The sequence below is a fragment of the Butyrivibrio sp. LB2008 genome (assembly GCF_000621565.1).
GTDB lineage: Bacteria > Bacillota > Clostridia > Lachnospirales > Lachnospiraceae > Butyrivibrio.
The window spans coordinates 67,765-92,530 of the sequence record NZ_JHXZ01000014.1; the positions used below are offsets into that span (position 1 = coordinate 67,765).

Sequence of the window (24,766 nt, forward strand, 5' to 3'; positions counted from 1 at the left end):
AACCCATTATATTATGGGGTCTGCCTTTTTTTTACCTTCCTCTGTCTTTGTTTCATGGTCTCAACTTCTTCAGGTGAAATGAACCTGCAAGTTTTGACAACATAGAGTCTTCCGTTCTCGGCTTTTTTTATCCTGACTTTTGCCTTCATAAAACCATGCTTGTCACAACATGCAACTGCATAGTAATGTTTGCCGTTTGGAGAAAACCATTTTATCTTACGTTTTATGTTCTTATGACATATGTAGCACTTGGTGCTCATTATCTCCATATTTTCAAGGATATCTTCTTTGGTATCAAATTCCCTTGAAATATATTTTTCATAGCTGTCAAAAACAATCTTGATTTCCTGCTTCTTGGTCTTAGGTGTTACATAGGTGTCAAAAGATATCCTTTCGAGTACTCTCTCTCCGAACTTCTGAAATATCTTTGCAGTATACTCCGCATCACCCAGTGCTCTGTGGAAAGGATTATCTGTATTAAGTCCCAGCTCTTCTACTGCCGCTGAAAGTGCCTTTCTGGTACGTCCGTCATCAAACGCAAGACTATAGAGTTTTTGTACATCATAAAATGCAAGCGGTCTGTCCGATAAAAGCGGCATTCCAAAGAAGTCTAAATTCCTCTGAAATTCTGTCAGATCAAGCGGCCCCCAACTGCAGAATTTAGGATCCTCTCCGCACCATTCCAAAAACTCTTTTGCCGCATCACAAAAATCTTCTCCGTTTTCAAGGTCTTCCATAGACAGATGAATAAGCTTTCCCGTTATCTTGTGCATCTGCTTGTGAACCTTAGGTTTTATCAGTTTTGAAAACTCGCCTATCTTAACCCTTTTCTCATTTAATTTCACAGCGCCTATTTCAACTATTTCAAATGAAAGAGTTTTGCCGTCTATTGTAACAGGCGCTTCCCCCTGATTCCACTCAAGGTCAAATACAATATAATTGCCCATAAAAAATCGCCTTCCTGTCAGGCTCTATTATACAAAAATTTTTACTTTTATAAACAGTCTGCCTTTTCTGGTCGTATTCTCTGTTCCAAGATAAATAAATTTGCCGTGTCCTCTTACCGAAACTCTGGCCCCTTCTTTGAGGTCATATCCGCCGCTATATGCAGTGCGTCCGTCTATGTATACAGACTCCGCTTCGATAAGCCTCTGCGCTTCCGATCTCGAGAGGTGATAAACAAAAGAAAGAATTGCATCTATTCTCTCCGATGCAACCGTGCCTCCGATTTCTTCGAATTTGGGTTCGATATTGCACTCGGAAGATTTTACTTTTTCACACTTCACTGAAGTGTGCTTTATTCTAATGAGTTCTTTGCATATCATTTCCGCGATGTCACATGTGGCATAAAGATACGCTTCATTTTCTCCCGTAAAGATATCACCGATCTGGTCTCTTTCTATTCCGAGATTCATGACCGCGCCGAGGTAGTCTCTGTGACTTAGATTATCGGCGAATTTTGCATTCACTGGTTTTATCCTCACACAGGCAAGTACAGAAGGCTCTTCCCTCTCCGCTATCATAAAGCTCTCTTCATCCATGTAATCGGGAAGGAAACAGACCATCGCTCTCTCCGCGTCTTTATTACCTCCGTACATAACGAAATGCGCGCCGTGAAATTCGTGCACATTTGCAGGTATTTTTTCACTCGCAAGTATGTTGTAAAAAAGCGCCTGCTCGGATACTGACAAGAAGTCCGTGTGAGTGACAAAATTATTCATATAAGCTCTTGTGGCAAGGTCCTTTGCTCTTCCCGCAAGATAATCCCGTGTTTTTTCTTCGTTCATTTTATATTCTTAAGATATTCCTTGTAATCCATTTTTTTACCGTCAAGATCAGCCTCGATAAGGTTGTCTTTTCCGTCGTAAACAAGCTTTAGTGAAAAGAAGTCTTTTCTCTCTTTAAGGAGTTTAAAAAATATCTTGTCTCCTTCCCAGAGATTGAGTCCGTAAACATCACTCTTTTTTATCCATTCAAGTTTCCCCTCATCACAGTCGTTTGGTTCTGCGTCGGGAGCGGGTGCTGTAAAGAGGGACATAAGCTCATAGTCTCCTCTTCCTGAAACAAAGGTCACAAGTCCTCTGAAATTAAGCTCCTCTTTTGGTATGTCATAACCTGTCTCTTCAAGTATCTCTCTGTGCATACATTCTTCGGGACTTTCACCCTCTTCAAAGTGCCCTCCTACACCGAGCCATTTGTCTTTGCTGATGTCGTTCTTTTTGGAGACTCTGTGGAGCATGAGATATTTGCCGTCCCGTTCTATGTAACACAAAGTTGTAAGTATGTCGTGCATTTAAGACTCCTGATGTAATGTGTTTGTGGTTTTGAATTTGTTCTTTGAATGTTCTGTGGTTCTATATCTGTGTTTCCATACGTATTTTTTAAGTGGATATCAGGGCAAAAACAGTGTCGAAATATATCCGGATTTTATCCCTGCTTTTTACAATGAAAATATTGCTGTCAAAATCCGTGAGGTGCACTATTAGTGCGGCTTTACGCCGTTTTTACAATCTCAAAATTTACCCCAAAATATATCACGATTTTAACTCTGTTTTTTATCCCTGTTTTTCCACCAAAACAATCCTTAAATATATCATCAGATTTACTCTGTACTGTCATATTTTTAGGACTTATTTATTCATCAATGTTTAAGTGATCCCGTCCAGTATTTTTGTCCGTAAATATCTGTGAAACAATATGTCTCAAGAACTGTTCCTTCACCTACGGAAACATTGCTTATTTTCATATCGGACATTGCGCCTTTTACTGTGTACTTTTCACCCAGTAAATATGCGTCCTTAAAGGTCTTGTCATACCCATAGTAATCACAGGTAAAATCAATCTCATCTCCCGCCTGCAATTCTGTGAGGTTCTTTGCTATGGTCTCTGTCTCGCCTTCAACGTAGTCGTAGCAAACACCAGCAACATACCCGTCTTCATTGTCCGAATCAAACACGAGAATGAGGTTCGCTTTTTGTCCGTTTAAAAGACACGGAACTCTGCCTGTTATTGCATAGCTTTCGTCAGTTGCCTGTATGTCTACCACATAGTAGGCCACAACATTACCGTCAATCGCAAGCCATGTCTTGTCGTTCTGCGACCTTAAATTTCCGTTCTCATCAAAGTCGAAAACATTATCTGTTCCAAGGTCTATGTATCCCTCGCCGTCATCATAGAACATATTTAGTTCAAGTTCATGCACCATTTTCCACTGGTCTTCAGTCAGGCTGATAACGTCTTCTCCGGCGCTGTTTTTTGTCCATATAAGAACGGACTCATCAAACCTGTTTGAAGCAATGTAATTTGCTGCCTTTTCCACATCAAGACTTTTACCAAGGAATGATGTGTTGGAAGAATTAAGTCCCGATATGCTGCTAAAGTCGCTTGAAAGGAAGGTCGTAAGAAGCTGTGTTATCATCTCCGCAGAAGCGTCCGAATTTCCGCTTCCCGAAAGCTCTCCAAAAAGCGACGGCATAGGTGTCTGCGAACCACCCGCTGCAACCTGTCCTGCAACCTCCATAGAAGCAAAGCTTTGAATACACTTTGCATACTCTTTATCCATGCCGATATCTTCATAGGTATTTACCATCGAATCTACCTTATTTGTTTTCTTATAAGGGAAGTAGATGGAAAGCCCGTATGAATTGGTCATATTTGAGCTTGTTCTGTTGTATTTTATTGCGCTTTTTAAGGCTGTCACAAGATCTTTTGCATCATCTGTTCCAACCCTGTTTGCAAAGTCCACAAGATCGACCTGATCTATCTTTGAAGAAGCCGCAAATTCTCTCGTGTTTCCTCTGGCATTTGAAACCGTTTTATAGTTGTCACTGTTTATCATTTCAGAGGTGCTTTTTGAGAAGTCCGCAAGCTCTGTCGGAACTGTCTGAGAAAGCTCCGCAAGATCTGTTATTGAAAGTGTAGTTTTTTGACCGGGACAAGTCTGTGCACAAGCACTTGTAAAAGAGTCGATAATATTCTTTCCGATATTTATCGTCTCCATCGATGTATTTTTTCCAAGTTGGGTAAGCCAGTCTGTGTAGTACCAACCAACTCCCGGTTCTGTCTCTTCGGATGCCACGAGATAATCCGCATAATTAGACACTACAAGAGCGTTCTCAACAGTCGCCATAAGACATGTGTCAAAGCCGACAAAATCAAACGTAACTCCGCCGTCTTTAAGTGCCTTATTAATTCCTGCTAAAGACATGGAGCCTGCAGTCTGGAATTTTTCATCGTATCCGTAACCGCCTGTTGAGCCACCGCCGTGGTCCCACAAAATAAGCTCATATCTGTCCGCAGGAAAGTTCTTTGCAGACCACTTGATATACTCCGACAAAGTCTCTGATTTTGTCATAGGTAAGTTACCCACATTATCAACAAGAGGATTAAGCTTACCATCCTTTATCTGATATATCTGATTTGTTGAGCTCGAAACAGCATTATTCTGCCACTGTTTGCAACCGCCTGTATAAACAAGGAGATTTATCTTTTCACCAAGGTCTGCTTTGAGCATCTCCTGAATGTCCTTTGTAGCCATTTCACTTCTGGACTCAAGATCAGTTCCGCACATGTAGACCATAATGGTGATATTATCTTCTCCGTTACCCTTTATTACAGTCCTTTTTTCACGTGCTCTGCTGTCTACATTTGTGTCAAGATTTCCGGTGTTGGGAGTATCACTCCAGGTTGCCGAATTAGCCCCTGATCCTGTGTATGAACCGTAGCCTCCAAAAAGCTGGCTGAGAATCGAGCCGGCTGTCCCTGAATTTCCACCCTGTGTTGTCTGCGTATTCTGCGTGGTATTTGCAGGTGTCTGAGTTGTTGGCGCAGTACCGCTCTGTCCACCTCCGAATATGGCCGATAGTCCGCCGCCTCCTGCCATAAATAAAAGCACTATTATCATAAAGAGTGGATTTATTCCTTTTCCTGAGCGCTTCATACCCCCGCCGTTTTCAGACGGTCCCGATCCCGATGAATACCCGCTACTATTACCTACAGGACCGGTTCCGAGTCCCTCACCTCTTTTGTGTACTCCGGAACCTCCTTCAGTGACATTCTTTTTTCTTCCAACAGGTCTGTTCTCCATTACTTCCCTCCAGACTTTTTTTACATGCAGATTTCTTAGAAAAAATATAATGCATTAATCTCAGAAATTACTTCCGTTCCATCCCCACTGATCTGCAGGTGTATATTTTATATAGATATGATCCGGTTTAATGTCGAGCACATCACCAAAGATTTCTGTTATCTTTTCTGTGAGCTTTTCAAACGCATCCGGATTTGCTTTTCCAAATATCATTACTTCAACGAATGCTGTAGGCAGAGAATTGTCTCCTCTAAAGTACAGATGATATCCGTCTTCGAACCCTGTCATAAGCCAGTTCTCACTCTTTCCGGGAATGAGCTCTATTGCTTTTCCAAGTTCTGTCTTTAACTTGGTCTCCTGTTCCTTTGAAATTGTTATGCTTATTTTTGAATTTATAAAAGGCATATTTTGTCTCCCTTCGTCTTCTTTCTTTTCCAATTTATTATACATTATATTGAGGATCGGTTTCATATTTGTTTATTATTATGCATGGCTTATGCTCCATCTTTGTTGCATTTTGTATTCGATTTCTTCTTTATAATTATTTACTTTAATAAAGTGCATTTTCCTCTTTGCAACACCGCGTCAAAGTGATAAAGTATATATAATCTTTATTTTCAATAAGAATTATTTACTTGTAAGGTGGCTTCAATGGTTACATCCGACGCATATTTGCAAGAACTTCTACGCCGGTATCAGGCAAATTTCGATGTCACAGAAAACTATAAATTTGGTGAAATCCTTTTCCCTGCCTATGCCTTTTTTCATTCGATGAGCGAGAAATATGTTCTTAGAAAAGAAGCTCAGCTTTGGGCTGTCAAAACTTTTGAACATGTTTTTTTTATAAAAGAAACTTCTTTTTCACCGAAAAAAATTGATGAGATAAAAGAGCTGATCATTCAAAAGATAGAACCTGAATTTGTCCGCAAGAATGAGAAGTATCCCGAGAAGGATCACATGATCTCTTATATTACTTTTGTCGTGCTGTGTGATTCTGCTCCCGATTCCGAGACAAAAAAAATGATAAAGAAATTTCATTTTGATAAAGGATATCTTCTTAGCTTCAGAGGTCACAGCGAAGCACGACTCGCCGTTGCGACCATGGACACCAAGGAAGTCTATACCAATTACGTCGGCAAAGAGCTAAAATCTCTGCTCTTTGATATATACAAAAAAATGGAGGAATTGTTATGAATGCAGCAGTAATACTTTTAGTAAGCATTGCGCTTCTTGCTGCCGGATATGTATTCTACGGTAGCTGGCTCGCAAAGCAATGGGGAATTGACCCTTCACAGAAAACACCTGCGCATGAGCTCGAAGATGGTATCGACTATGTTCCTGCCAAAGCACCTGTTCTCATGGGTCACCACTTTTCATCAATCGCCGGAGCAGGCCCTATCAACGGACCTATTCAGGCAGCCGTTTTTGGATGGATTCCCGTATTGTTATGGGTAATCATCGGCGGAATTTTCTTTGGAGGAGTACATGATTTTGGTGCTCTCTTCGCTTCACTTCGTCACAAGGGTCAGTCAATCGGTGAGATCATCGATGATTCTATGGGCAAAAAAGCTAAGAGACTCTTTATCACATTTGGCTATCTTACTCTTCTTTTGGTCGTTGCTGCTTTCAGCTCAATTGTTGCAAGCACATTCGGTGTTACAACCTCAGCCGGCGCAGCAGTTGAAGGACCTACACTTGCAGCTAATCAGTCAACCGCTATGATCTCAATCCTTTTCATCCTTCTTGCGATGGTATTTGGATTCTTCGTTTACAGAAAGAATGCTCCCATCGGAGTTGCTTCTGTTTTCGGATGTCTTGGAATCGTTGCAGTTGTTGCCATCGGTCTTAACTTCCATCCTATCGCACTTTCTTACAATGCATGGATGTGGGTTATCGGTGTATATATTTTGATTGCATCCGTTACTCCTGTTTGGATTTTGTTACAGCCAAGAGATTACCTCAGCTCTTTCCTTCTTTACTTCATGATTGGAGCAGGTGTCATCGCAGTTCTTGGAGCTGTTGTTACAGGTAACGGTTCATTCCAGATTCCTGCTATGGGCGATGCAGCTCTTAAGGGAACAGGCGTATTTACAACAGGTACTGCTTTCCCTGCCCTCTTTGTTACAATCGCTTGCGGTGCTATTTCAGGTTTCCACTCACTTGTTTCATCAGGAACAACCGCTAAGCAGCTTGATAATGAAAAAGACGCTAAGCCTGTAGCTTACGGTTCAATGCTTATCGAGTGTGTAGTTGCGGTTATCTCTCTTCTTGCAGTCGGCTTTGTGTGGGCAGCTGCTTCAGACGGAACATACGCAAGCCCTACTCAGGTATTTGCCGGCGGACTTTCAGCAATGATCGGATCATTCGCTCCCGGTGCAAAAGACATTATGTACCAGATGCTCATCCTTGCGGTTTCAGTTTTCTGTCTCACATCTCTTGATACCGCTACTCGTCTTGCAAGATACATGTTCCAGGAATTCTTCCTTGAGCCGGGACAGACAGCAAAGGATGCAACAGGTTACAAGAAGGTTCTTGCAAATCCTTACGTTGCTACAGCAATCACAGTTGTACTCGGTGTTGCACTTGGTATGACAGGTTACACCAAGATCTGGCCTTTATTCGGTGCCGCTAACCAACTTCTTGCAGCTATCGGTCTCCTTGCAGTTTGCACTTGGCTTGGTGCTGTAGGTAAGAACAACAAGATGTTCTACATTCCTATGGTATTCATGCTTGCAGTTACAATCTGCTCACTGATTCAGACAATCACTGCAAAGCTTACAGCTTACACATCAGGATCAGCAGATGTTTGGGCACTTATCCAGGCACTCATCGCTGTACTTCTTGTAGTACTCTCAGTTGTACTTGCAGTTATTTCTGCAAAGACTCTTCTCAAGCAGAAGTCTGAGAAAAAAAACGATGAAAGCAAAGTAGCTTAATCATTTCTACATACATAAAAAAGCATAAGATTTTGCTGAAACATGGGCAAAATCTTATGCTTATTTTTTATAAAAATCTTTCCTTTAATTCTGACAGACTATTTATCTCTTCATCCGGAATTTCATTTTCTCCGGTTATATTCCAATATTTACCAAATCCTTGTTTGATCCATATCGTTTTCATTCCCAATTCTTTTGCAGGAACTATATCATTATCAATTCTGTCACCAATCATTACCGCATTTTCCGGAATGCAAGAAGCTTTAGACAATGCAATATTAAAGATTCTTTTGTCAGGTTTTTCCACACCTTCTTCAGCTGATGCTATTATCAGATCTATATATTTTTTCAAACGGCTCACCGGCAGCATCCGCGATATCCTGTAACCTGTGGCAATAAACCTTTTCTTCATTTACCAGCGTAGAACCCACATCAAAAAAGATCCATTCAATATTATTTTTCATCAAGCCTTTTCTCCTGCCTTAGTTATTGTGTTATTTAGCTTTTATAAGATAAGAACTTATTTTTTCCATTAGCGTGTTATAGCCTTTGTTTACATATTTATTTCCTGTAACTATAAATGTCAGTGCAGTAATGCCAAGTGCAACTATAATCTGAAGAGGCATCTCTTCTATGGTTATACCTACGTTTGTCATTAGTCTGTGTATTGGAATGATCACAAAACTTGAAAGGACATAGATACAAAGAGTTCGCTGTCCGTATATTGTAACCGGAAATTCCTTATCTGGCATGAGGTTTACTAATGCGAATATGATGACTACGGCTATAATGTAGATTGTTCCCCTCAATATCATTCCGTGAATGTTATCAAGTTTTGTTGCGCTATACGACTGGATAAGTTCATACATTTTGACAGGCATTGTCTGTTTGATATTTAAGTATATAGTAATTGCGAAAGCTACGATGATTGCTACGATACTGTATATCTTAGGAATTTTTCTAATTTTTTCTATACTCTCTTTTTTGAATTTGTAACCGAGTATGAAATACGGGAAAAACGATACGGTTCTGGATATTGAAAAAAACCTCTCCGCTTCTCCTATGCATCCGCAATATATTCCCACAATGAATGCCAGTATTACTATTCCTTTTACTCTGTCAAAATATTTTACGGTAACTCTCCAGAAAAAAAGACTCAGCAAATACCAAAATACATATATAGGTTTAAAGAAATTTATTTTGTTGATCGCATTTCCCTGAGTAAACATCCAGATTGTGTTAAATATAATGAACGGAATAATCGTTGTCTTCAATAATTTCTCCGGCTTTGCATCTGACTTCGAAAAATATCCGGATATAAAAATAAAGAGCGGCATGTGGAATGAATAAATCACCGCCCTTATAAGTCCCAACTTTCCTGTTGTCCCAAACTCCTCAAGTGCATGCCCAAATACTACCAAGGTTATCAGCAGTACTTTCATGTTGTCGAATGAATAATCTCGTTTCATAATACTTCTTTGTCCATTAATCCTGAAATGGAAACTATATCATTACATATGTTTAGCTGTTTAATATCAAATTTCTTAGAAATAAAAGTTTTTTCAGAATATTTTTCCTCATTATATTTCTTTTTCATAATGAGCAGAACTTTATTTTTAGGCGCAATCAGCTTTCTTACATCTTCTTTATATAGAGATACAGGAATATCCGTTTTCCTATTTTTCTTTACACCTAAGCTTAATACAAATTTTGTATCGCCAACAAAATAATCAGCTCTAATCTTTATGCCACTGTTTATAAAATCGCCAATCATACAATTATTGAACAACAACTCATGAAGATAAGGTATCACAGCCAGCTTCTGTTCAACTTTCCCCTTATTGTCTATTGTAATATCCGAATCTGAAAGTTTATTTGCAATACATGCTTTGTAAAATCTCTGTGCAGAAAGCTTAGTTGTTATTCCCGTCAGATGCAAAAAAAACATATCTCTAAAGCTGATTTCAACATATTCCTGAATTCCTAACTTTTCATAAACTATCAAAAATGTATTATTATTGAGGCATTCTTCATACTTTTTAGCCGCCTCCGTAATAATACGAATTGCATCCTTTTTGTTGATTTTCATTAAAACTCCCAAAAAAGAGGTTGTCCATAAGGACAACCTCAACATAGTCTGTACGCTGATTTTTCTGTTGTCTGCCAACTGTCTGGCCTTTAAATCCAGCTTAAATGTCGAGTTTTTCTGTTGCTCGCCAACTGTCCGCCCTTCTATATGCGGCATAAATGTCAGATTTTTAAGGTGTCAGCTCACCTAACATTTCTGTCAATTACATCTTAGCAACGCTCTAATGATTAATCAAGATATCAGCTTAATTCTTCATAAAAGTTTAAGTATTTTCCTGACAGGATCCCCTTTGTATTTGTAAAATGCATTTTTTCACCTTCCAGTTTTACATTTCTTCCGGACATTCCATACCAAGAAGTCCACATCCTTCGGAAATTATCTTTGCAGTAATATTTACCAGTTGTAATTTTGCTTCTTTTTTCTTTTCATTTTTTTCCTTTAAAATCGGGCATTCCTGGTAAAACTTATTAAAATCAGAGCATAAGTTTATCAAATATCTTGCAACTACGGAGGGTTCATAACTTTCAGCTGCACTACTCACGGCCTTTTCATATCCACCTATAGTTTTTATCAGGGCAAAAGAAATATCATCTATAAGTGCCTGATAGTCTGTTACTTCATATTGTATTTCTTTTCCATACTTACGAAGTATACTCTTAGCCCGAGCATAAGTATATTGAACATAAGGACCTGTCGTACCGTCAAAGCTAAGCACTTCCTTCCATGAGAAGTTGATATTCTTTATTCGCTGATTGAACAGATCATGGAATATAACAGCTCCGATTCCTACCTGCTTTGCAACTTCTTCCTTGTTATCAAGCGACGGATTCTTTTCTTCTATTAAATCTTCTGCTCGTTTGATTGCTTCTTTAAGTATATCTTCTGCATAGATGATATTGCCTGTGCGAGTTGAAAGTTTCTCACCATCAAGACTCACCAGACCATAAGGAACATGAACAAGTTCCTTATAAAAATCATATCCCATAAGTTCTATTGCCTTAAACACCTGCTTAAAGTGAAGCGACTGCTCAAGTCCTGTCACATAAAGGCATTTATCAAAGTTATACTTTTCCTTGCGGTAAAGAACAGCGGCAATATCGCGGGAATGATAGATTGAGCTTCCATCTTTTTTGGTAATCATACATGGTGGCATATCATAATCAGAAAGATCTATTACGTTTGCGCCTTGGCTTTCTATGAGAAGCTTTTTCTCTTTTAACAGTTCTACAAGTGCCGGAACCTTTTCGCGATAGAAGCTTTCTCCTGTATATGAGTCAAAAGAAATTCCAAGCATATCATAGACGCGCTCGAATTCCACTATACTGATATCTTTAAACCACTCCCATATTGATAAAGCCTCTTCATCACCATGTTCCATCTTTACAAACCAATCTCGCGCTTCATCCATAAGCTCCGGATGTTCTTCTTTCTCATTGTTGAATTTCACATAGATATCAAGAAGCTCCTGTATTCCTTTTTTCTCAACCACTTCCTTGCTACTCCATTTTTTATATGCCACTATCAGTTTTCCAAACTGCGTGCCCCAGTCTCCGAGATGATTAATCCGGACAACTTTATATCCAAGTTTTTCATGGATTTTATATAATGCATTTCCAATAACTGTAGTTCGCAAATGTCCTACATGAAAGTTCTTGGCGATGTTTGGTGAAGAATAGTCCATGCAGATGGTTTTATTATTTCCGATTTTCTCAACACCAAGATTCTCCTTTACTACTTGTTTTAGTAACTTTTCTGTAAAGAGCGTCCGCTTTACAAATATGTTGCAGTATCCATTAACTGAAAGTACTTCATCCAATCCAAGTTGATTCTTCTTTTGGTCTAATCCTTTTCTTATCTCAGCAGCTATCAGTGCCGGGTTTTTATGTAACAGCTTGGCAAAACCAAAACACGGAATTGCCATGTCACCCATTTTACTATCCGGCGGCGTTTCTATGATAATAGTTACCTCCGAATTTGATAATTCCAAAATTTCTGCAACGGCTTTACAAATTTCTTCTTTCACTCTTCAATTCCTTTCTTGATATTTTTTGATAAAAAAAGAACCGCAATAGATTTACAGCAATCTGCTAAATCAATTACGGTTCTGCTTTATATTACTTATTAACAGCACCGCACGGCAACAAGACATACGTTCTTGCAACCATGCGAATTATCTGCGATAGTTACAAGAACTTATGTCTCCTCTGTCTGCTCCTTAAGCTGTTTGTCAGTAATAAAATCATACGAATCATCCTTTATAATAATATTGAATTTAATATACAATATTCAAAATAATCTGTCAATTTACCTTTCTAATTTTATCCACATAATTGTTATTATCTTTTAAATTCTTCAATGAACTGTTGAAAACGTACCGACTTATTAAATTTTTCATCATATTCATCCCATATCTCCATAAGTCACTCCAATTGAATTGCTAATCCTATTTTTAAACCATCTATTCTTTTGCTAATTGTGTATTATACTTCATCATGCAGACTCTCTCGTATTTTTCTCATAATCAAAACATATCAAATTTCCCATTTCTTTGCGCGCCTTTTTCAGCATATCCAAAAACAACATACGTTAACAGTGCATAAACTAAACCTGTAAATACTTCAGCTGTGATCAATATTGCAAAATCTTTTATATTCCCTTCAAAGAGCTTGTTCATCGCTAAGATAGCTTTTGTAAGCGGCATCATCTGAGCTACTAATTGTCCTGCCACAGGAAGTTGCTTAATCGGAAACTCTGCTCCGGTAAAAATCATAAGTAGATAACTCACTACATTTAATACCAAATGCATGCTGTCATTCATAAGTCCGAATGCTGAGATAAAAAGTCCAAAAAAAGTTGCTGAGATCATGGCGACAATTATTGTTAATGCTACAAGTAACAGATTAACACCTGAAAATGTAACACCAAACACAAGGCATCCAACTACTAATCCGCACACAGATGCACACACTGCAAACAAAGTCGGAAACACTCCGCTTGCCAATATAAGAGAAAGCTTAGAACAGGGAGCAGCAATGATGGAGCGCATTCTTCCATACTGTCTCTCTTTAACAAACATTATTCCTACTCCAAATATGCATGCATTTGTACATAGTAAAAATGCATTTCCAATAACCCACCCCGTCAGATCTGTTGTTTTGAAACTAAATGTTGCAACCAAACAATAAAAAATCATTGTGATAAGCGGATATGTAATTTCCATCAGAACAAATTCCTCAGCTTCAAATGCTGCGCTCCTGCCCTTATGATAAAGATATGCCTGATCAAAAAATCTTTTTATCATCATGCCACCTCCAATGTTGCCGCTATTCGGACGCTTCGATCTATTTTTTTATAAAGAAATACAGATATTACGGCATAGATCAAAGTTAATATCATAAGCACTAAAAGCTTTTCAAAAAATTCTGCTTTATCAGTGATTCCCCATACTGCCATTCGCATAAGTTCTACTGCATATGTCGGTGCTAAAGTGTAGCTTACAATTCTTATTCCAAATGGTAATACCGACACCGGGAAAGCAAATCCACATAATAATATTATTGGTATCTCAATGCAATTCATGTATAACTCTGTTTTTCTCGACAACGTCAATATGCACGCAATCACTGAGGATATTACTATGAATGAAAGTATAGCTGCAAACAATGCAATCAGAAAAAATAGCGGATTTGCCAATTGAAGCTGTATCCTGAAAAAAATGACTGATGTCATAAGTGAGATTATCATTGTAAGTAATGACATTATTGTGTTTCCTATTATTTTTCCCAATATTATTGTTGAAAACCCGGCAGGTGCTGTGAATATCAAAGCCAGAGTTCCGCTAAACCTCTCTCTGTTTATATCGCCTGCAGATGAAAAACAAATACATCCCCAAAGTCCCATAAGACCTGCCCCCAACGTAACATAAGCCATATAGTTTGTAGCCCCTGATTTCCTAAACATTTCGTATAGAAGAATTGTGTTCAAAATCGGATTGGCTATAAGACAAAATCTAAACATCGGCCTGGCAAATGATTGTTTCATCTGAAGAATCATTGTACTGATAATGACTTCTATCATGCCGACACCCCCTTAACAATTTCAACATATGAATCTTCCAAAGAATTGTAATTTCCTTTTATACCTTCAGGTGTTCCTTCTGCAATTACTCTTCCTTTATTTATTATTACGAGACGATCACATAATTCCTCAACTTCTGCAAGATTATGTGTTGTTAAAAGAACTGTCTTCCCTTCATTTTTAAGCCTTCGGATTATATCGCTTAACATCCTTGCGCCTACAGGATCCAGTCCGATTGTTGGTTCATCCATAAAAAGAATTTCAGGATCGTTGATAAGTCCTCTTGCAATCTGCAATCGCTGAATCATCCCTTTTGAATATGTCTCCACAAGGTCATCAGCTCTGTCAGCTAAATCAACTAGTTTTAGTATTTGTTCTATTCTTTCGTTCTGTTCTTTTTGCGGAATTAGATATAGATTTGCAAAGTATCTTAAATTATCTCTTGCGGATAATCTTCTATACACTCCCAGTTCACCGCCAAAAATAAAATTGATCCTGGACCTGATATCTTTTTCTTCTCCAAAAGATTTATATCCAAGCACTTCACATTTTCCGGATGTCGGAGCCAGCAATGTAGTAAGCATTTTTATTGTAGTTGTCTTTCCCGCACCGTTTTGTCCGAGAAGTCCAAAGATTTCTCCTCTCTCAACATCAAAAGAGATTCCATCTACAGCCTTCACAATTTTTATCTCTTTTTTGAACAAGCCTTTTTTACTTACAAATTCCCTCTTTAGATTTTCCACACAGATTACCTGACTCATTTTCATTTCTCCTTTTTTCTTGCACTAATTCGATGGCTATCGAATTAGATTATAATAGAAATAAAAATTATGTCAAATTAATAAGCGAAGCATTTTCTTTAAAAACGCCTCGCTTAACCAATTATTCTTATAAGTTGAAATCTATTTTTATAGTTTGCAATACTTCTTTTAGTCTATTACTTGATAGTCCATAATACTTTGATGTCTTTACAGGTTCCTCAGTGATCAGACCGCATTCCTTTAGTTCACTCATGTGATGAGATATTGTGGATGGAGCAAGCTTCAATTCTTTTACTATGTCCTGCCCTTTCATCGCGCCTTTGTCTGACAACAACCTGAGAATCTGATATCTGGTCTCATCAGAAATAGCTTTTAAGACAGCTACTAGATCTTCCTTACTTTGCTTTTCATTTTTGATATTCCAAAACAATATCTGTCTGTTGTTCTTTGTTCCATTCTCATAGAACAATCTGAATCTTTTTTCCGGCATCATCAAAGAAGGAACAAAATAAAACATCTCATAAGGTCCCCTGTTATGAAAAGTTTTCCCCATAATATCTTGAGAAACTTCAAGCGGACTTCTATTTTTTAATCTGTCGGTCATGTTTTGTTTAAAAGAATCCATATCATCACTACATTTATTTATAGCTTTTTTCAATGCCGGTGTATTCATTTCTTTTGCCAGTTCAAAGAACTCTTTGATAAATCTCTTGTTATCTCTGATAAAAGATGAAAAGCCTAAATAGCTGTGACAATACTCATTTACCTTTGAATATAATTCATCTAGCGAAGTATCATCATTTAAAGCTCTGGAAATCTCACCTTTATTTATCTTCCTAAGATACCATGCTCCCATCCTGTATATTCTTGCATCTTCAGGCATGGACTTATATGCATCATAGAATCTTTGTAAAGAAAAATCCTCGGAAAAGACATCAAGTAGTACGTCTAATAATTCGAAATCCGTAAGTTTTTTTACAGCTTCGTATGTCTCAAATAGAAAGAGATACTTTGTTCGCCAGTCTTTTATTTTCTTTTCACCATAAATTTTAGTACATTCCAAGTTATCCTCTTCTCCATCCAATAGGGAGATCACTCCAAATATTGTCTCTATTTCAGGATCATATGCATATATACAATTCTCTGCGATTTTTTCGAACAGCATCTATTTAATCTCCATACTAACTTTTTCTATATTTATCGAAATAAATTATAACATATATAAAATAACATTTTGTTCTGTAAAGATATGATATCTTAGATGAAATTACAGAAATCCGCACTAGCTGCGGATTTCGTGAGAAAGTGATTCAAGAGTCAACCAAGCCCCATCGACGAAGTCGATTTTAATTGGCTTGGTTGATGCATTCTTGAACTTTATGTTCAAGAATGTATGCAAAAAAAGAGAAGCCCGATTAAAAGCTTCTCTTAATGTTCGCGATGCGATTCGAACGCACGACCTTCCGCTTAGGAGGCGGACGCTCTATCCAACTGAGCTACGCAAACATGACCTTTGTATATTAGCACAATCTGAGGCACAATTCAAGGGAAACGCATAACAAAGCGCTTCCCTGAAAATTGTGTTTTACAATACTTATAAATAATTTTATTTCAAATATTCAATAATCTGATTCACTCTCAAAGCTGGATTGCTGTCTTAAGTGCAATCTCCATCATATCAGTAAATCCTGTCTCTCTCTCTTTTGCAGAAAGTTCTCCTGCCTTGAAGAGATGGTCTGATATTGTAAGGATTGTAAGTGCGTTCTTCTTAGCTTCCGCTGCATTCATGTAAAGAGCAACTGTCTCCATCTCGACTGCGAGTGCTCCCATGTTTTTGTAGAGTTCACTCTCATTGCACTTCTTGTAGAATGCATCTGAAGAAAGTACGTTACCTACATGGAATTTTACATTCTTCTCTCTTGCTATGTTTACTGCTTTTTCCAATAAGTCATAGCTTGCTGTCGGACAGAATGTTCCGGGAAGTCCAAACTGGAATCCGTAGTTGGAATCTGTGTGAGCACCCATTGCGAAGACGATGTCCATTACATTAACATCCTCTTTTAATCCACCGGCGCTTCCAACTCTGATGATGTTATCCACATCATAAAAGTTGAAAAGTTCATAAGTGTAGATTCCGATTGAAGGAATTCCCATTCCGTGTCCCATTACAGACACTTCTTTTCCCTGGTACTTACCTGTGAATCCGAGCATTCCTCTTACTTCGTTAAAACACTTAATGTCTGTGAGGAAATTCTCTGCAATGAATTTTGCTCTGAGTGGATCGCCGGGCATAAGCACGGTCTTTGCAATTTCGCCTTTTTCGGCACTGTTATGAGGTGTAGCCATATCTATTTTCTCCTTCTCTTTTTAATTTGTTCCGGGAAAATTGATATATCCCTGCATCCAAATGTTACCTTTAAATCTTCTTCCGACTGCCGGTTCGCCAAGCAGATCGGCATCGTTTATACACAAATCAAACTCAAGTCCGTTACAATTAATCCTCATTATGTGTATAACTTCTTTTGTCAGATAGTTCTCCGTCTTATCAACTTTGACTATCTCTCCCAAAACGGAGTAGTGATCACACTCAACTCCGTATGGCATAAAATATGTATCTACCAGACTATACACATCCTGCTTTCTGATTTTTCTTGAAAGCGTTGTGTATATGTCCATGTCGTCTAGAGTCAGTGATTCAATTGCTGCTTCATCACCTCGTCTTGCATTATCTATAAGTTTGTTCCTATAACTGGTTTTCCTTTTGGCCACTTGTATTTGTTGTTCTGTCTTTGCAATCGGCATCATTATCTGACCCTTTATTGACAGTGCAGACAAACTAAGTGTTGTTCCTCTGACAGGAAAGTGATCCTCATTCTCATACTTGATGTAAGGAATTATATTCTGAAGATAAAAGATAAGTGAAACGCCAACCCTGTTTTCATTACAGATTCCTGCATATGAATATTGGGCTGCATGGCGTTCTATTGTTATATCTTCTTCCGTACTAATCTGCGAAGGGACTAAGTACGGATAATAATATTCATATATAAACTTATCTTGTTCATCAAATTCCCCACATACCGCGAGTCCTATTTTTTCATTTGCATAGTCATGCATGAACTCCGCAAGAATAACATTATCCTCTATGGACACATATCCTCTTCTTGAAGATTTCTGAATAGAATCGGTAATTAATCCGGTCAACTCATTCCTGTCTTTTATTTTAGAAAAACCGACTGCTCTTAGAAATTTATGCAAGGAATATTTTCACCTTTCTACTGCTGTTATTATTTCTTCTTAGGAATAAGTACTTCTTTTCCTCCCATGTAAGGACGAAGAACTTCAGGAATCTTTACGCTTCCGTCTGCCTGAAGGTTATTCTCAAGGAAAGCAATAAGCATTCTCGGAGGAGCAACTACTGTGTTATTAAGTGTGTGTGCGAGGTAGTTTCCATCCTTACCCTTAATTCTGATCTTAAGTCTTCTTGCCTGTGCATCTCCAAGGTTAGAACAACTTCCTACTTCGAAGTACTTCTTCTGTCTTGGTGACCATGCCTCTACGTCACATGACTTGCACTTAAGATCTGCAAGATCTCCTGAGCAGCACTCAAGTGTACGTACAGGAATATCCATTGATCTGAAAAGATCTACTGTGTTCTTCCACAGTTTCTCATACCAATCTTTTGACTCTTCGGGCTTACAGATTACAACCATCTCCTGCTTCTCGAACTGATGGATTCTGTATACACCTCTCTCCTCGATTCCGTGAGCACCTTTTTCTTTTCTGAAACAAGGTGAGTAACTTGTAAGAGGCATAGGAAGTTCTTCCTCGGGAATAATCTGATCAATGAACTTACCAATCATTGAATGCTCACTTGTTCCGATGAGATAAAGATCTTCTCCCTCAATCTTATACATCATAGCTTCCATCTCAGGGAAACTCATAACTCCTGCTACTACATTTCCATGAATCATGAAAGGAGGAACACAATATGTAAATCCTCTGTCAATCATGAAATCTCTTGCGTAAGAAATTACTGCAGAGTGAAGTCTTGCAATATCACCAAGTAGATAATAGAATCCGTTACCTGCAACTCTTCTTGCAGCATCAAGATCGATTCCGCAGAAGCTCTCCATAATATCAGTATGATAAGGAATCTCGAAATCGGGTACAACGGGTTCACCAAACTTCTCAATCTCAACATTCTCAGAATCATCTTTTCCGATAGGAACAGATTTGTCGATGATCTGAGGAATGATCATCATCTTATTTGTAACTTCTTCATCAAGCTTCTTCTGATTCTCTTCGAGTTCTTCAAGACGCTTTGCTTCTTTTGCAACTTCATCCTTGAGGGCCATTGCTTCTTCTTTTTTGCCCTGTGCCATCATTGCACCGATCTCTTTAGAAATCTTATTCTTATGTGCACGGATTTCATCAGCTTCCTGCTGGTTTGTTCTTCTGGCTTCATCGAGTTTTATTATCTCATCTACAAGAGGAAGTTTCTCATCCTGAAATTTGTTCTTGATGTTCTCTCTTACCACATCAGGGTTTTCACGTAAAAATTTAATGTCGATCATTTTGATCTCCTCCAAGTATGTTTATATATTTATTCATTTTCCTGTTATGGAAAAAATTTATCTTCTTACACTTTCGCGTGCTCTATCCAAAGCTTTCTTTTCCTCATCACTGAGTTCAACATCTGCTATACCGGCGTTGATCATCTTTGAATAAGAATAGTTGAGTCCGTCTGTACTGTGAACTGAATTCATAAGAAATCCATTGTCATTTTCATCGAGCATGCAAAGTGCAAAACTGAGCTGTCCACCCATCTGACTAAATGCATCATATTTCTCAAGTCCGATTTTCTGGAATGTTCTCTGCATTCTCTTATTGATATCTTGGATATCCTTTCGGTTTTTATCATTCTCAGTTCTTATCATTTTGTTCTCATGAAAGAGATCTACGATTTCATCTTCAAGTGACTTCGCATCTTTTCCACTCATGAACTTGTTATACTTCTTAGCCACTTTACTGATTTTACTTCCTTGAATTATCACAATAAGTAAAAGTAACAATATAAGTCCTAAAAGTACAAAGATAAAAATTGCGGGATCTATGTTTCCAAGACCCATAAGATTTAATATGTTGCTCTCCATTTTATTCTGTCTCCGATTATTCTGTGCATAGTCTGTTTATTATTTTTTCAAGATCGTCACTGCTATAGAATTCAATCTCAATCTTTCCTGCTCCACTGCCCTTGGAAGTAATGTCTACTTTTGTTCCAATTGCCTGCTTACATCTTTCGGAAAGATTAGAATAAATAGCATCTAAACTTGGATTGCTCTCAACTACTTTTTTAGGCTTTGGTGTTTTGCCAAGATTCTTTACCAGTTTCTCAGTCTCTCTAACACTAAGCTTTTCATCAAATACTTTCTGAGCAAGCATCGTCTGCTCTTCTTCGCTTTCAACAGATATAAGTGCTCTGGCATGACCTGTTGTAATAAGTCCATCGATAACCATCTGTCTTACTTTTTCACAAAGCTTCAAAAGACGAAGTGAGTTTGTAATCGTCACTCTGCTCTTTGATACTTTCTCTGCAACAACATCCTGAGTATATCCGAATTCATCGATCAGCTTTCTATATGCAAGAGCTTCTTCAATAGGATTTATATCTTCTCTCTGAATGTTATCTATGAGTGAGATCTCTGCAATTTCATGTTCACTAAGATCTTTTATTATAACAGGGACTTCTTTTATCCCGGCCTTCTTAGCTGCACGCCATCTTCTCTCACCACCAACGATTTCATAATGATCTTCTTTATCTGTTACTATAAGAGGATTTATTATTCCATACTGTTTGATTGACTCAGACAACTCAATAAGACTATCTTCATCAAAAGATTTTCTTGGCTGATTTCTGTTAGGTTCAATCTTTGTGATATTAACCTGTACAACCTGTCCCTCAATATTTTGATTTTCCTGCTCTTGTTGTTCTGAGAATTTCAACTCTCTTTCTCTTGGTGTGAAAGATGTCTTAGCCGGTATAATTGAATCAAGTCCTTTTCCTAATCCTCTTTTCACATTCTTAACTGCCATATCTTATGCCCCTCCGCTTTAATCAAATTTTCTGTCGATAACCTCATTTGCAAGAAGCCGATATGCTTCAGCTCCTGCGGACTTTGGTTCATAAACATTTATAGGTAGTCCGTAACTGGGTGCTTCTGCAAGACGAATGTTTCTGGGGATTATTGTCTTATACACATTCTCCTGTATATGTTCTTTAACATTCTCTACAACTTGAAGCGACAGATTGGTACGTGAATCAAACATTGTAAAGACAACACCTTCCATATCAAGTTCAGGATTAAGTCTGTCTTTTACAAGATTAACTGTGTGAACCAACTGGCTGAGACCTTCTAGTGCATAGTACTCGCACTGGATAGGTACAAGAACTGTATTAGCTGTAGTCATTGCATTGACTGTCAGCATACTAAGTGAAGGTGGACAATCTATAATAATAAAATCATAGTCATCCCTTATACCACTTATTGCTTCTCTCAAAATATATTCTTTGTTATCAGAATCTATTAACTCAATCTCTACCGCAGCTAAGTTTACGTTTGAAGGAATGATATCCACTCCGTCAATTCCCTTTACAACATTTCTAGTTATTACTTCATCAATGCTACACTCACCGATCATCAATTCATATATTGTGCGATCGATCTCATTCTTATCAATACCAAATCCACTGGTAGTATTTCCCTGAGGATCTGTATCAATAACCAATACCTTCTTTCCTTTTTCTGCCAAAGCAGATGCTAGATTGATTGAAGTGGTAGTCTTTCCGACTCCGCCTTTTTGGTTTGCAATTGCGATTATTCTTCCCATTACGCCTCCCATCATCGTGAAACACTACTCTGATTTTACCACATTATTAAAACTATAGAACATAAAAAAAGCACAATCTTTAGAAAATATGACATTATTTTCTAGATTGCGCTTTGATTACTATATGTATTTATGGATGTTTCATGGTCCGTTTTTATGTTTCACGGTTTATCACTATATTTTGTATTTTTATGTTTCACGTGAAACAATTAGTTGTGCTTAAATTTTAACATCAGATATGTTTCACGTGAAACATTATTTTGTGTTTTACAAAGGATTTTTTGCAGGTGTTCCTGCCTTACGAGGATACTGCTTTGATGTATGTTCCTTCTTTTCAACGATACAAATTGTACGTGAAATGTCCGTTCCCGGTAAAAAGAAATCGTTACACTCTTTAAGTTTTCCACCAAGAAGATGTATTGCTCCTTTAGCTGCTTCCACTTCTTCAGATCCTTTATCACCTTTAAATGCAATAAACTCTCCGCCAACTTTTACATAAGGAAGACAGTATTCAGAAAGAGTAGACATATTAGCAACTGCTCTCGAAACAGCGAAATCAAATTTTTCTCTGAGTGAACCACTCTTGCTTGACGAATAATCTTCTGCTCTTCCATGAAGAGTTTCAATACTACCTTTCTCATTAAGACCAAGAGTATCTATTACTTCATTGAGAAAGTTAATTCTCTTATTGAGTGAATCGAGTAAGGTAATATGTAAATCAGGGAAAACTATCTTAAGAGGAATTCCCGGAAAACCGGCTCCGGTTCCAATATCAATTATTGAATACTCTTTATCTTTGAAATCTACAAAAGGAACACATGAGATACTATCAACAAAGTGAAGCTTACACACATCATCAAAATCTGTTATCGCAGTAAGATTCATTACTTCATTTACTCTAACAAGAATATCAAAGTACTGATCAAATTGTTCCAGTTGTCTGTCAGTGAGTTCTATTCCGTATGAACGAAAGTCTTCAATCATTTTATTGTATTTATTCCTCATTCTGTTTTCCTCTATTAAGTGAGTCAAGATAAATGATCAGTACAGAAACATCTGCCGGATTAACTCCACCGATTCGAGAAGCCTGTCCAATATTAACAGGTCTGAACTTTTCAAGTTTCTGTCTTGCTTCAAGTCTTAAACTGCTGACATCATTATAATCAATATCCGCCGGGATAAGTTTTCTCTCAAGTTTCTTAAATTGCTCAACCTGTCTTTCCTGTCTGTTGATATATCCTTCATATCTGATGGTAATCTCAACTTGTTCGATAACATCTTTAGGAAGTTCAGGTCTATCAGGATCAATTTCTGCAATCATATCGTAAGTCATCTCCGGACGACATAATAATTCTGCAAGAGAAACTGCAGTCTTCAAAGGTGTACTTCCACACCTTGTCAGGAAATCCTGAATTTTGGAATTGGCACCTATATTAATACTCTTTAACCTGTCGACTTCTTTGGTTATCAGCTCAATCTTATTGATCAGCTTGTTGTACCTATCATCATCTATAAGACCAACTTCATGACCTTTTCCTCTAAGTCTGATATCTGCATTGTCTTGTCTAAGAAGCAACCTGTACTCTGCTCTTGAAGTCATCATCCTGTAAGGTTCAAGATTTTCTTTTGTAACCAGATCATCAACAAGAACTCCGATGTATCCTTCAGATCTGTCTATAGAAAGATAAGGTCTGTTCTCAATCTGCATCACAGCATTAATTCCGGCATACAATCCCTGTGCTGCTGCTTCTTCATATCCACTACTTCCGTTAAACTGCCCTGCTGAAAAAAGTCCTCTGATATTTTTAATCTCAAGAGTTGGATGAAGCTGTCCGGGACAAAGACAATCGTACTCGATTGCATAAGCATTTTTTACAATACGACAATTCTCAAGTCCGGGTACTGTTCTGTACATTGCAATCTGAACATCCTCAGGAAGTGATGAAGACATTCCGTCTATGTACATCTCATTTGTAAATGTTCCTTCGGGTTCAACAAAAACCTGATGCCTTTCATGGTCAGGAAACTTTACAACTTTATCTTCAATTGAAGGACAATATCTTGGACCAACGCCTTCGATGATTCCCGCATAAATTGGGGACCTATCAATATTATTGCGTATTATTTCATGCGTTTTTTCATTAGTGTATGTAAGCCAACATGAAACCTGTGGTCTCTGAACATCAGAAGGATCTGTATCAAATGAAAAAGGAATAACTGGATTGTCACCAAACTGTTCTGTCATCTTTGAATAGTCGATTGTATTTCCATCCATTCTGGCAGGTGTTCCTGTCTTGAATCTTCTGAGTTCTATCCCTGCATCAATAAGTGATTGTGACAAAAGGTTGGAAGGCTGAAGTCCGTTCGGTCCACTGTAAGTGATTGCTTCACCTGTAAGACAACGACTCTTAAGATAAGTTCCTGTACATAAGATAACAGCTTTAGCTTCATAAACAATTCCGCTAAAAATCTTCACTCCGGTAATCACATGTTTATAACCTTCAGCTTTAAGTTCATCAGAAGGTTCATCGTAAATAATTTCTGAAACCTCGGCCTGCTTGATAGTAAGGTGCTCCTGTTTTTCAAGAACTTCTTTCATCTTCTTGGAGTATTCCATCTTGTCAGCCTGACATCTGAGTGAATGAACAGCAGGTCCCTTTGATGTGTTTAACATCTTGGACTGCAAAAAAGTCTTATCAATATTTTTTCCCATCTCACCGCCAAGAGCATCTATCTCTCGAACAAGGTGACCTTTGGAAGATCCTCCGATGTGAGGGTTACAAGGCATGAATGCAATGTTGTCCGCACTCATAGTAAAAATTATAGTTTCAAGACCAAGTCTGCTACAAGCAAGTGCCGCCTCACATCCGGCATGTCCTGCTCCGATTATTACAACATCATATTTTTCAGTAAAAACATTCATAAA

24 protein-coding genes and 1 tRNA gene are annotated in these 24,766 nt (G+C 38.0%); 2 read left to right on the forward strand and 23 right to left on the reverse strand.

What is annotated here, in order from left to right:
• Window positions 1–11 precede the first annotated feature (11 nt).
• The 5 genes from T356_RS0104150 to T356_RS0104170 form a co-directional block, all read right to left on the reverse strand.
• Window positions 12–947, reverse strand: a complete 936-nt coding sequence (locus tag T356_RS0104150) for a 3'-5' exonuclease (protein ID WP_026513411.1) — start codon at window positions 945–947, stop codon at window positions 12–14.
• A gap of 27 nt (window positions 948–974) precedes the next feature.
• A complete protein-coding gene (locus tag T356_RS0104155) occupies window positions 975–1,787 on the reverse strand; it encodes a YlmH/Sll1252 family protein (RefSeq protein ID WP_026513412.1) in 813 nt (270 codons plus the stop codon).
• Window positions 1,784–2,293, reverse strand: coding sequence for an NUDIX hydrolase (locus T356_RS0104160; protein WP_026513413.1), 510 nt, complete (start codon window positions 2,291–2,293; stop codon window positions 1,784–1,786). Before T356_RS0104160 ends, T356_RS0104155 begins: the two co-directional genes overlap by 4 nt.
• Before the next feature lie 348 nt (window positions 2,294–2,641).
• Window positions 2,642–5,086, reverse strand: coding sequence for a clostripain-related cysteine peptidase (locus T356_RS0104165; protein ID WP_026513414.1), 2,445 nt, complete (start codon window positions 5,084–5,086; stop codon window positions 2,642–2,644).
• A 60-nt stretch (window positions 5,087–5,146) separates the two neighbouring features.
• On the reverse strand, window positions 5,147–5,491 hold the full coding sequence (locus tag T356_RS0104170) for a phenylpyruvate tautomerase MIF-related protein (protein ID WP_026513415.1): 345 nt from the start codon (window positions 5,489–5,491) through the stop codon (window positions 5,147–5,149).
• Window positions 5,492–5,737: 246 nt separating this feature from the next.
• Between T356_RS0104170 and T356_RS18320 the strand changes: the two genes are divergently transcribed.
• Both T356_RS18320 and T356_RS0104180 read left to right on the forward strand, forming a co-directional pair.
• Window positions 5,738–6,280 carry a hypothetical protein gene (locus T356_RS18320; RefSeq protein ID WP_051563136.1) on the forward strand — a complete coding sequence of 181 codons (543 nt, stop codon included), beginning with the start codon at window positions 5,738–5,740 and terminating at the stop codon, window positions 6,278–6,280.
• Window positions 6,277–8,022 (forward strand): carbon starvation CstA family protein, encoded by a 1,746-nt coding sequence (locus T356_RS0104180; protein WP_026513416.1) that lies wholly within the window; start codon window positions 6,277–6,279, stop codon window positions 8,020–8,022. Before T356_RS18320 ends, T356_RS0104180 begins: the two co-directional genes overlap by 4 nt.
• Window positions 8,023–8,089: 67 nt before the next feature.
• Here T356_RS0104180 and T356_RS0104185 read toward each other — a convergent pair whose 3' ends face one another.
• The 18 genes from T356_RS0104185 to mnmG form a co-directional block, all read right to left on the reverse strand.
• A complete protein-coding gene (locus T356_RS0104185) occupies window positions 8,090–8,374 on the reverse strand; it encodes an HAD family hydrolase (protein ID WP_242846550.1) in 285 nt (94 codons plus the stop codon).
• On the reverse strand, window positions 8,337–8,486 hold the full coding sequence (locus tag T356_RS21455; protein WP_242846551.1) for a hypothetical protein: 150 nt from the start codon (window positions 8,484–8,486) through the stop codon (window positions 8,337–8,339). Before T356_RS21455 ends, T356_RS0104185 begins: the two co-directional genes overlap by 38 nt.
• A 30-nt stretch (window positions 8,487–8,516) precedes the next feature.
• On the reverse strand, window positions 8,517–9,491 hold the full coding sequence (locus T356_RS0104195) for an acyltransferase family protein (protein ID WP_026513418.1): 975 nt from the start codon (window positions 9,489–9,491) through the stop codon (window positions 8,517–8,519).
• Window positions 9,488–10,111: a PBECR4 domain-containing protein gene (locus T356_RS20155; protein ID WP_051563137.1), complete on the reverse strand. Its 624-nt coding sequence runs from the start codon at window positions 10,109–10,111 to the stop codon at window positions 9,488–9,490. Before T356_RS20155 ends, T356_RS0104195 begins: the two co-directional genes overlap by 4 nt.
• A gap of 325 nt (window positions 10,112–10,436) precedes the next feature.
• Entirely contained in the window at window positions 10,437–12,134 is a 1,698-nt protein-coding gene (gene argS, locus T356_RS0104210; protein ID WP_026513419.1) for an arginine--tRNA ligase, read from the reverse strand.
• A gap of 498 nt (window positions 12,135–12,632) precedes the next feature.
• Window positions 12,633–13,415 (reverse strand): ABC transporter permease, encoded by a 783-nt coding sequence (locus T356_RS18330; RefSeq protein ID WP_081777739.1) that lies wholly within the window; start codon window positions 13,413–13,415, stop codon window positions 12,633–12,635.
• A complete protein-coding gene (locus T356_RS0104225) occupies window positions 13,412–14,188 on the reverse strand; it encodes an ABC transporter permease (RefSeq protein ID WP_026513420.1) in 777 nt (258 codons plus the stop codon). Before T356_RS0104225 ends, T356_RS18330 begins: the two co-directional genes overlap by 4 nt.
• Entirely contained in the window at window positions 14,185–14,949 is a 765-nt protein-coding gene (locus T356_RS18335; protein ID WP_035780384.1) for an ABC transporter ATP-binding protein, read from the reverse strand. The genes T356_RS0104225 and T356_RS18335 overlap by 4 nt, the downstream gene beginning before the upstream one ends.
• Window positions 14,950–15,076: 127 nt before the next feature.
• Window positions 15,077–16,114 carry an ArsR/SmtB family transcription factor gene (locus tag T356_RS20160; protein ID WP_051563139.1) on the reverse strand — a complete coding sequence of 346 codons (1,038 nt, stop codon included), beginning with the start codon at window positions 16,112–16,114 and terminating at the stop codon, window positions 15,077–15,079.
• Window positions 16,115–16,381: 267 nt separating this feature from the next.
• A tRNA-Arg gene (locus T356_RS0104240) sits at window positions 16,382–16,455 on the reverse strand.
• Window positions 16,456–16,587: 132 nt separating this feature from the next.
• Window positions 16,588–17,295, reverse strand: coding sequence for a purine-nucleoside phosphorylase (gene deoD / locus T356_RS0104245; protein WP_026513422.1), 708 nt, complete (start codon window positions 17,293–17,295; stop codon window positions 16,588–16,590).
• A gap of 21 nt (window positions 17,296–17,316) precedes the next feature.
• Window positions 17,317–18,207, reverse strand: a complete 891-nt coding sequence (locus T356_RS0104250) for a DUF3881 family protein (RefSeq protein WP_026513423.1) — start codon at window positions 18,205–18,207, stop codon at window positions 17,317–17,319.
• Between the two features lie 29 nt (window positions 18,208–18,236).
• Window positions 18,237–19,526, reverse strand: a complete 1,290-nt coding sequence (gene serS / locus T356_RS0104255; protein WP_026513424.1) for a serine--tRNA ligase — start codon at window positions 19,524–19,526, stop codon at window positions 18,237–18,239.
• A 57-nt stretch (window positions 19,527–19,583) separates the two neighbouring features.
• Window positions 19,584–20,105 carry a DUF4446 family protein gene (locus T356_RS0104260; protein WP_026513425.1) on the reverse strand — a complete coding sequence of 174 codons (522 nt, stop codon included), beginning with the start codon at window positions 20,103–20,105 and terminating at the stop codon, window positions 19,584–19,586.
• Window positions 20,106–20,121: 16 nt separating this feature from the next.
• Window positions 20,122–21,045 (reverse strand): ParB/RepB/Spo0J family partition protein, encoded by a 924-nt coding sequence (locus T356_RS0104265; protein WP_026513426.1) that lies wholly within the window; start codon window positions 21,043–21,045, stop codon window positions 20,122–20,124.
• A gap of 18 nt (window positions 21,046–21,063) precedes the next feature.
• Window positions 21,064–21,840 carry a ParA family protein gene (locus T356_RS0104270; RefSeq protein WP_026513427.1) on the reverse strand — a complete coding sequence of 259 codons (777 nt, stop codon included), beginning with the start codon at window positions 21,838–21,840 and terminating at the stop codon, window positions 21,064–21,066.
• A 267-nt stretch (window positions 21,841–22,107) separates the two neighbouring features.
• Window positions 22,108–22,845, reverse strand: a complete 738-nt coding sequence (gene rsmG / locus T356_RS0104275) for a 16S rRNA (guanine(527)-N(7))-methyltransferase RsmG (protein WP_026513428.1) — start codon at window positions 22,843–22,845, stop codon at window positions 22,108–22,110.
• Window positions 22,835–24,763, reverse strand: coding sequence for a tRNA uridine-5-carboxymethylaminomethyl(34) synthesis enzyme MnmG (gene mnmG / locus T356_RS0104280; RefSeq protein WP_026513429.1), 1,929 nt, complete (start codon window positions 24,761–24,763; stop codon window positions 22,835–22,837). Before mnmG ends, rsmG begins: the two co-directional genes overlap by 11 nt.
• Window positions 24,764–24,766: the final 3 nt, after the last annotated feature.

Bases quoted from the DNA above. Each gene is read 5' to 3' on its own strand.
- deoD (WP_026513422.1), bottom strand. From the start codon at position 17,295: ATGGCTACACCTCATAACAGTGCCGAAAAAGGCGAAATTGCAAAGACC.
- T356_RS0104150 (WP_026513411.1), bottom strand. From the start codon at position 947: ATGGGCAATTATATTGTATTTGACCTTGAGTGGAATCAGGGGGAAGCG.
- T356_RS0104160 (WP_026513413.1), bottom strand. From the start codon at position 2,293: ATGCACGACATACTTACAACTTTGTGTTACATAGAACGGGACGGCAAA.
- T356_RS0104180 (WP_026513416.1), top strand. From the start codon at position 6,277: ATGAATGCAGCAGTAATACTTTTAGTAAGCATTGCGCTTCTTGCTGCC.
- T356_RS18320 (WP_051563136.1), top strand. From the start codon at position 5,738: ATGGTTACATCCGACGCATATTTGCAAGAACTTCTACGCCGGTATCAG.
- T356_RS18330 (WP_081777739.1), bottom strand. From the start codon at position 13,415: ATGATGATAAAAAGATTTTTTGATCAGGCATATCTTTATCATAAGGGC.
- serS (WP_026513424.1), bottom strand. From the start codon at position 19,526: ATGATCGACATTAAATTTTTACGTGAAAACCCTGATGTGGTAAGAGAG.
- T356_RS21455 (WP_242846551.1), bottom strand. From the start codon at position 8,486: ATGAAAAATAATATTGAATGGATCTTTTTTGATGTGGGTTCTACGCTG.
- T356_RS0104195 (WP_026513418.1), bottom strand. From the start codon at position 9,491: ATGAAACGAGATTATTCATTCGACAACATGAAAGTACTGCTGATAACC.
- T356_RS0104270 (WP_026513427.1), bottom strand. From the start codon at position 21,840: ATGGGAAGAATAATCGCAATTGCAAACCAAAAAGGCGGAGTCGGAAAG.
- mnmG (WP_026513429.1), bottom strand. From the start codon at position 24,763: ATGAATGTTTTTACTGAAAAATATGATGTTGTAATAATCGGAGCAGGA.
- T356_RS18335 (WP_035780384.1), bottom strand. From the start codon at position 14,949: ATGAGTCAGGTAATCTGTGTGGAAAATCTAAAGAGGGAATTTGTAAGT.
- T356_RS20155 (WP_051563137.1), bottom strand. From the start codon at position 10,111: ATGAAAATCAACAAAAAGGATGCAATTCGTATTATTACGGAGGCGGCT.
- T356_RS0104265 (WP_026513426.1), bottom strand. From the start codon at position 21,045: ATGGCAGTTAAGAATGTGAAAAGAGGATTAGGAAAAGGACTTGATTCA.
- T356_RS20160 (WP_051563139.1), bottom strand. From the start codon at position 16,114: ATGCTGTTCGAAAAAATCGCAGAGAATTGTATATATGCATATGATCCT.
- T356_RS0104225 (WP_026513420.1), bottom strand. From the start codon at position 14,188: ATGATAGAAGTCATTATCAGTACAATGATTCTTCAGATGAAACAATCA.
- rsmG (WP_026513428.1), bottom strand. From the start codon at position 22,845: ATGAGGAATAAATACAATAAAATGATTGAAGACTTTCGTTCATACGGA.
- T356_RS0104170 (WP_026513415.1), bottom strand. From the start codon at position 5,491: ATGCCTTTTATAAATTCAAAAATAAGCATAACAATTTCAAAGGAACAG.
- T356_RS0104155 (WP_026513412.1), bottom strand. From the start codon at position 1,787: ATGAACGAAGAAAAAACACGGGATTATCTTGCGGGAAGAGCAAAGGAC.
- T356_RS0104260 (WP_026513425.1), bottom strand. From the start codon at position 20,105: ATGGAGAGCAACATATTAAATCTTATGGGTCTTGGAAACATAGATCCC.
- T356_RS0104165 (WP_026513414.1), bottom strand. From the start codon at position 5,086: ATGGAGAACAGACCTGTTGGAAGAAAAAAGAATGTCACTGAAGGAGGT.